This is a genomic window from Paraburkholderia rhynchosiae (assembly GCF_002879865.1).
Classification (GTDB): domain Bacteria; phylum Pseudomonadota; class Gammaproteobacteria; order Burkholderiales; family Burkholderiaceae; genus Paraburkholderia; species Paraburkholderia rhynchosiae.
Map to the genome: position 1 here is coordinate 1 of NZ_PNXY01000108.1, position 1,037 is coordinate 1,037.

1 protein-coding gene is annotated in these 1,037 nt (G+C 64.5%); it reads left to right on the top strand.

Going from position 1 to position 1,037, the window contains the following annotated elements; all coding sequences use genetic code 11:
• A partial coding sequence (gene glmU / locus C0Z16_RS37000; protein ID WP_102636851.1) for a bifunctional UDP-N-acetylglucosamine diphosphorylase/glucosamine-1-phosphate N-acetyltransferase GlmU occupies positions 1-1,037 on the top strand: 1,037 nt, incomplete at both ends.

The following is a 1,037-nucleotide window of genomic DNA, read 5'->3' on the forward strand; positions in this document are numbered from 1 at the left end:
GTACGCGAGACCGTCGCCGCGCCCGACGTGCAGTTTGCCGTGCAGGAACAGCAGTTCGGCACGGGCCACGCGGTGCAGCAGGCTTTGCCGCTTCTCGATCCTTCCGTGCCCACGCTCGTGCTTTACGGCGACGTGCCGCTCACGCGCGCGAGCACGCTGCAGGCGCTCGTCGAGCGCGCGGGCGAGGGCGGTTATGGCGTGCTCACCGTAACGCTCGCGGACCCGAGCGGCTACGGCCGCATCGTGCGCGATTCGCAAGGCAAGGTATCGCGCATCGTCGAACAGAAAGACGCGAACGCCGATCAGCTTCTGATTGCCGAAATCAACACGGGCATCATCGTTGCGCCCACCGAGCGCCTTTCGGGCTGGCTCGCCGCGCTGAAAAACGACAACGCGCAAGGCGAGTTCTATCTGACCGATGCGGTCGAAATGGCGATCGAGGCGGGCCTCGAAGTCGTCACCACCCAACCGGAAGACGAATGGGAAACGCTCGGCGTGAACAGCAAGCAACAGCTTGCCGAACTCGAGCGGATTCATCAGCGCAATGTGGCTGACGCGTTGCTCGTGGCCGGCGTGACGCTGGCCGATCCGGCGCGAGTGGACGTGCGCGGCACGCTCGAATGTGGCCGCGACGTCGCCATCGACGTGAACTGCGTATTCGAAGGCCGCGTCACACTGGCCGATAACGTGACGATCGGGCCGAACTGCGTGATCCGCAACGCGACCATCGGCGCGGGTACGCGGGTCGATGCGTTCACGCATATCGAAGGCGCCGAAGTGGGCGCGAAGGTCGTGCTCGGGCCGTATGCGCGGCTGCGCCCCGGCGCGTCGCTGCACGACGAATCGCATGTCGGCAACTTCGTCGAGGTGAAAAACGCGGTGCTCGGCCACGGCTCGAAGGCGAATCACCTCACCTACATCGGCGACTCGGATATCGGCGCGCGAGTGAACATCGGCGCGGGCACCATCACGTGCAACTATGACGGTGCGAACAAATTTCGCACAATCATCGAAGATGACGTGTTCGTCGGGTCGGA